This window comes from Galbibacter sp. (assembly GCF_048266365.1).
Taxonomy (GTDB): Bacteria; Bacteroidota; Bacteroidia; order Flavobacteriales; family Flavobacteriaceae; genus Galbibacter.
The window spans coordinates 1-6,597 of record NZ_JBLWZP010000031.1; the positions used below are offsets into that span (position 1 = coordinate 1).

Annotated in this window: 5 protein-coding genes; 4 read left to right on the forward strand and 1 reads right to left on the reverse strand. The window is 36.0% G+C overall.

Features of this window, described 5'->3' with window-relative positions:
* The first annotated feature begins 175 nt into the window (after positions 1-175).
* Both ACN0TV_RS16960 and ACN0TV_RS16965 read left to right on the forward strand, forming a co-directional pair.
* Positions 176-928, forward strand: coding sequence for a metallophosphoesterase (locus ACN0TV_RS16960; RefSeq protein ID WP_417364519.1), 753 nt, complete (start codon positions 176-178; stop codon positions 926-928).
* A 160-nt stretch (positions 929-1,088) separates the two neighbouring features.
* The gene (locus tag ACN0TV_RS16965; protein ID WP_417364521.1) at positions 1,089-2,879 is read left to right on the forward strand and encodes a hypothetical protein; all 1,791 of its coding nucleotides are present in this window, start codon (positions 1,089-1,091) and stop codon (positions 2,877-2,879) included.
* A 39-nt stretch (positions 2,880-2,918) separates the two neighbouring features.
* On the opposite strand, the gene ACN0TV_RS16970 is transcribed toward ACN0TV_RS16965, so the two are convergent.
* Positions 2,919-4,790 (reverse strand): transcriptional regulator, encoded by a 1,872-nt coding sequence (locus tag ACN0TV_RS16970; protein WP_417364523.1) that lies wholly within the window; start codon positions 4,788-4,790, stop codon positions 2,919-2,921.
* Between the two features lie 194 nt (positions 4,791-4,984).
* Here ACN0TV_RS16970 and ACN0TV_RS16975 point away from each other — a divergent pair, with 194 nt between their 5' ends.
* Positions 4,985-5,311, forward strand: a complete 327-nt coding sequence (locus tag ACN0TV_RS16975) for a DUF4870 domain-containing protein (protein ID WP_417364525.1) — start codon at positions 4,985-4,987, stop codon at positions 5,309-5,311.
* A 142-nt stretch (positions 5,312-5,453) separates the two neighbouring features.
* Positions 5,454-6,542, forward strand: a complete 1,089-nt coding sequence (locus ACN0TV_RS16980; protein WP_417364527.1) for a right-handed parallel beta-helix repeat-containing protein — start codon at positions 5,454-5,456, stop codon at positions 6,540-6,542.
* Positions 6,543-6,597 lie beyond the last annotated feature (55 nt).

Below are 6,597 nucleotides of genomic sequence, written 5' to 3' on the forward strand. Positions count from 1 at the left end.
GGTCGCCGCCTTCTTTTAAAGATCCTGATGTTTTTAAAGCATCAGGATTTTTTTTTGCCCTTTTCTGAAATACTTCAAGACTAATACGACTTGTTTATAAGTTAAGAGCTTCAGATAATTTAAAAGTTTTGGTTTTAGTTATATTTGGTGCCTATTAACCAAATTAGTGACTATTATGAAAATTCAGTACCTATCTGATTTGCATTTGGAGTTTCGGTCCAATGCGAGTTGGATCGCAAAGCATCCCATACCAGTGATAGGCGACATACTAGTCATAGCAGGGGATACCCATCTTTTAGATGATCAATATAGAAAACTGGACTTTTTTAAGGATATCTCCGATCGATTTCAGCAGACTTACGTTATTCCGGGAAATCATGAATTTTATAAAGGTTATGATGTAGCTGTTTGTGAAGGAAAAATCCATGAAGATTTACTTCCAAACGTAAAGCTCATACATAATGATTTTGTGTACCATAAGGACATTAAACTGATCTTCTCGACCATGTGGTCATTTATAGAACACTTTCCGGATGAAATTAGTATGGGAATTAATGATTTTAGAAAGATCAACTACAAAGGAAATCGGCTCCGTATTTCTGACTTTAATAACATTCATAATAAATGTATGGATTTTATCGAAGGTCAAGTTTCAGAGAACGGAAAAAAAGTGGTTGTAACCCACCATCTACCCAGTGTTGCGTGTAATGCAGAAGAGCACCGGGATAGTCATTACAATGAGGCATTCTGTGTAGATAAAACGGAGTTTATCACTCAATCTGATGTTAGCTATTGGATTTATGGGCATAATCATCGTGTACTACCTCCAATTGATCTTGGTGGAACGAAATTACTGTCCAACCAGCTGGGATATGTGGATCATTTTGAACATAGAAATTTTGACCCGTCAAAATGTATTGACCTTTAGAATTATTATTTAGCTTTCTATTGGTACTGATTCTTATGTTCAAAGTACGTTTGATCTTTTCCCTATTAAATAGCAAATTCAGAATTAAATGATAATTATCATTTTTTAAGGCTATGACAATATGAACCTTTGTGTCAACATAATAATGTGATTTATTTGTATGACACATAGTTTTCATATCCCGGTAATGGGACTTGCATACACCATAGATACACCTTTACGCGTGGCTTCTAAAGGAATTGATTCTGTGGTGTCCATCGTAGATGACGACCTAGCTGAAAAAATGCGGGCGTTTTTTTGTAAAAAACATAAACTACCGTATACCTCTATTTCTGCAAAATCTATAGACCATAGAGCCAAAAGAATTACCGAGTACCTCAATGTGCTGGATTGTTTGGTGAAACAAAAGTTTCAAAACTTTGTGGAGGAACTAGAGGTCAACAAGAAGGAATTGGATCAATTTATCAGGATGCTCCCTCCTAAATCTATTATCTTAGAAAAGATAAAGCGTCTTTCTTCTGATAATTTCTTGCAACAATCTGCTAAGATCATTACAGAGCATCTTTCACCCGGAGCCATTGATGTCAATATTATGACTAAGGTTGATAAAACCAATTTTAGAAATAAAGTTGCTCTAGACACCATCTATAATGATGCTCATGCTTCGCTTAGAGGATTTGCAGAGAGTACGCTTACTTCTACTTTGATTCTTTCTGCAGGAATGAATCCATCCTTGTATAGCTATATCGGAACTTTTAAAGATTTTCTACCGGATGCAGAAAGTAAATTGAAAAAGAAAGTTGGTTTAAAGGTCAGCGATTTTAGATCCGCCATGATACAAGGAAGCTTTTTAGCTAAAAAAGGAGTATGGGTGTCAGAATACCGAATTGAATCGGGACTTAATTGTGGGGGGCACGCGTTTGCCACGGATGGTTTGCTTTTAGGGCCCATTATGAACGAGTTTAAACAAAGAAGAAAAGAACTAGAGGAGAATGTACATGCCTTGCTGACCAAGGCACTTGAAGAGAAGGGATGCTTTGTTCCAACTAGTCCAATGCCTACAAGAATAACAGTGCAAGGAGGGGTTGGGACAAATGATGAGCATAATTTTCTTTTAGAACATTATGATGCTGATGCCGTTGGCTGGGGTAGTCCTTTTTTGTTAGTTCCTGAAGCAACCGCTACGGACAAGGAAACACGCGGACTTCTAGCAAACGCTGTTGAAGGCGATCTGTATAGAAGTGAACTATCGCCACTAGGAGTGCCTTTCAACACCCTTAGAGGAAGTAGTAATGAGTCTTTCAAACAGCAACGTATAGATAAACAAAAGGCTGGAAGTTCTTGTCCTAAAAAATTTCTTGCACTAAGTAAAGAATTAGGAGAGGAAGGTATCTGCACGGCATCTCGGAAGTATCAAGAAATTAAACTCAAGGAGTTGGAGGCATCCACCGCTGAGTATAGTCCTGAAGCCATACAAGCTAAACGCGATAGCATCACTGTGAAGTCTTGCTTGTGTGTTGGTCTTGCTAATCCTGCATATATGGAAAAGGAAATGGAGATTAAAGGAGAAAAACAGGGAGTTGTTATATGTCCAGGTCCAAACTTGGCCTATTTTGATAAGGAGATTTCACTTAATGAAATGGTACGACACATTTATGGGTATACCAATGTATTGAGAAAGGGAAGTCGACCACATATGTTTATTAAAGAATTGCATCTATACGCTGATTTCCTTGTGGATGATATTAGAAACAACCTAGTGGGACTTAACAGGGCTAAGGTGAAACGTTGGAATTCATTTAAAAGTAATCTCTTGGAAGGAATTAGCTATTATGAAAATCTCTTTTGTAATGAAACTACGTTTTTCTCCGATCAAAAAGAAACAATTTTGGAGGTTCTCAAGGCCTATAAGAGTAACGTAAGTGACATTATAGTCCCAGAATTAAATTAATTTGATTTCTTCTTTTTGACAATTTTACTAACTAGCAACTTAACCTTGTTTTGTGACCAGAGTATTGATAAAGTGATCGAGGCTCTGGTCTTTTCCTAATTGTAATTTTTGCTTGATACGGTACCTTGCCATTCGGATACTTTTAGGATCGACATTTAGCTTAATGGCTATTTCTTTATTAGTGAGCCCCATAAGGATGTAAGAGCAATACTTTAAATCCAGACGGGTGAGCTTGTTACCAGATTTTTTTTGAAGACCTTCGATGAATTCAGGTCGTATTTCAGTTAATTCTGTTTTTATATCGTCATAACCTCTGTCGACTTCATAATTTCTTGAAAGCAATCGGTTAATTTGTTTGTATAATGGATCTGATCTATCTAACGAATCAAGTTTTACCTTTAAATCCTCAAATAGCTGGTTCTTTTCTTCTACTTGAAGGCTACCTGCGAGCAGTTCTTTTTCTGTACGGTCAAGTCTTTCCTGCAATAGCTCCCGCTCTGCTTGTAATCGTGCTGTTTCTTCATCTTTTAGACTGGCTTGAAGTTCAGCTTCATTTTTTAACCCGGTAAGTAATAATTGTTTTTGTTTAGCCGTTTTTAATCTAAAGTGATAGGAACGGAACAGGAAAAATAAAGCTACCAATCCTATACTGGTAAGAATCAGGTAAAGATTATTTAATTTTTTGGTGTACGCTGCTTCTTGGCGTATGGTAGCCAATGCAAGTTCTTTTTTTTCTGATTGATATACGGCTTCTAACTTTTGAGTGATAGAATGTTTTTCTTCGTTAAATAATTCTTTGTCATATTCCATATATTGTTTGTAGTACTTAAGAGCTTTTTCGCTATCCCCGCTTTTTTCGGCAACCCTTGCTAAAGCACTACTCACCCTGGATTTTGGTAAATTTCCACCCCATGTACTTGATGCAAGCTCAGTCATAGCCATTTGAAGCAAGTTTTCAGCTTTCTGATAATTGTTTTCTCTTAATGCGTACTCACTCAATATCCCGTAACTGTTGGCAATGATTTCTGCTTGCTTAGATTCTCGTCCATTCTCAAGAGCTCGGTTTAAAAAAATCACTGCGCTATCCTTAAAAGATTCAGGATAAAATTCAAAATAAAGGTTGGCCATATTTAGGGATGCAATACCTTGAATACTTTTCGCTTTCACACGTTCACGATGCGATTCAGTAAGTTTTAAAATGGAAGAATAATAGAATTTTGCAGAATCTAGTTGCTTTTGGACATGTTCTTTACGATACTGGTATAAATGATAAGTTCCCATACTCAAGTAGGCATTGGCAAGAGCGCTAGGGTCATTACTTTTTTTAGCAGCTTCAAGGCAAAGTCTCGTGTAGTTACGCTGTTTTTCAGGCTCGTTCCAATACCCTTGTATTGCTCCTAAATGATGGTAAATATTGCTTTTGTACAACCACGCATCTTCACCCTCAAACATTCGAAGAGCATCGAGCATATATTTATAAGCTTTTTCTCTGTTGTCTACCAAGTTTTCGAGCCAGCCATGTTGAGATCGTACTCGCCCCTTAATGATATTATTTTTCGTTCTACCTGCATACAATTCTGCACTATCAATAGCCTTATAGGCTAGGTTTAGGCTATCCTGTTGTGCATATAGATAACTCAAAGTCGAATAGGAGATTGCAGTGTAACCTTGATCCTTCTCTGAGGCACTTAGTCGTAAGGCTTCCTTAGCTAAATCAATAGCATTTTCGGACTGTCTGTCCCTTGCCATTATTCTAGCCAATTCTGTCATTGCTTCAATACGTGCACTGCGGGTATTTTCAATTTGAGCTATAACGGTTTCTAGAGAATCTATAATAATAGTTTGGGCTTGCAAATATGAAGCTTGGAGCGCACCTATAAGAAAAATAAAATTATGTAGGTAATTTCTCATAGTGTAAATATACACATTTCTATGTTTATCAAGGGCTCATTATTATCCGTGGGAGCTATGTATACGGATTGTAGACGATTTTATAAACTGATGTAGACGCCGTGTATGTGGTAATCAATTGTAATAAACCGCTGACGTATCTACTTTTGTTTCAGGTGTTTTAATCAATTTCTCAACCTTTAATCCATATAGATATGAACGCAAAAACAATTTCTATAGTCTCTTACATTACTATCATAGGATGGCTAATTGCATATTTTAAAAATAAAGAAAATTCCATAAAAAGTGATTTTGCTTCTTACCATTTGGGACAAGGATTGGGTGTTTTCCTTTTTGCAGCACTACTAAATGTTCTATTAATAATCGTGGTGTTTATTGCCCCAACAGTTGGAAGCCTACTTAATGTGGTAGCTATATCCCCTCTAATTTTTATTATTTTCGGAATTATCGCCGCTAATAATGAGGTCAAAAAACCTGTGCCACTTATCGGAAAGTTCTTTGAGGGAAGGTTTGATTTTTAACTATAAGATAACCAAACCATAGGGTGTAATTATCCAATTCCTAAGCCATAATTTTTTATTAATTCAACCTAAATGCAAGGGGATAATACCTGAATATTACTCTTTGTTAACTTCAAATCTACTACGATCTAATAAATATATTATGTCATGTAAATTACCGATATGCTATATTATTATCTGTTTTATAAGTCTAACCCTTAGTGCTCAAAATGTAATTTATGTCGCTCCAAATGGAGTTTCTGATGGATCTACGTGGGCAAAAGCCAGTAACATTAAAGACGCAATTGCATATGCCGATTCAGGAGATGAACTATGGCTTAGACAAGGCACTTATATAATCACTGAGACTTTAGAGGTCGACTTTTCTTTAAAATTATATGGCGGTTATTCCGGGGTTGGGAATAATCGCGATCCAGAAAATTATCAAAGTATTTTAAATGGAGGTAATAAGGTGAGTGTATTGGATGTTACCAGTCGAGCATCGGAGGTCCTATTGGATGGTCTTTATTTTGAAAACGGACTTGCACGATCTGAAAGTGAGATTGAGGATCTATCGGAGGGAGGAGGACTAAGTTTGAGAGGAGATGGATCCGTAATTTTAAATTGTGTCTTTAGAAATAATAATTCAAGAAATAGTATGGGATCCGGAGCCATATATATTTGGGCGGATGATGTACTTGTTGAGAATTGCATTTTTGAGAACAATAGTGTCTTAGAAAATTATGCGGAATATGGAAATATTGGAGGGGGAGCCATACATATTCGATTCGGAGCTAATAATGTGATTAAAGCATGCGAATTTAAAAATAACAGTAGCTATTACGAAGGTGGTGCTATCCATTCATTTGCAGATAATGCGCATATCTTGGATTGTGTTTTTGAAGGTAATTATAGTCATAATCGTGGCGGTGCTATATTTCTTAATAATAATAGTTTGACGGTTTCTAATTCGGTTATTAAGAATAATAGATCAGCTATAAACGGAGGAGGTTTGTTTGCTAATTTTGGTGAATTAACACTTGAGAATGTTCGTTTTGAAAATAATGAAGCAGAAGAATATGGGGGTGGATTATATAATAATTTTGGTACTATCAAAATTACAAATTCATTGTTTTTCAAAAATCAAGCAGTAGCGGGTGGAGGAATTTATAATGCTGAAGATATAGAACTTAGTAATGTTAATTTTATTTCAAATGAACACACAGCACTATACACTACTCCCCATCTGTAAGACAGTTTAAATATATATCTAATTATTTATGATGCTATTCTTTTTGTATTATAAA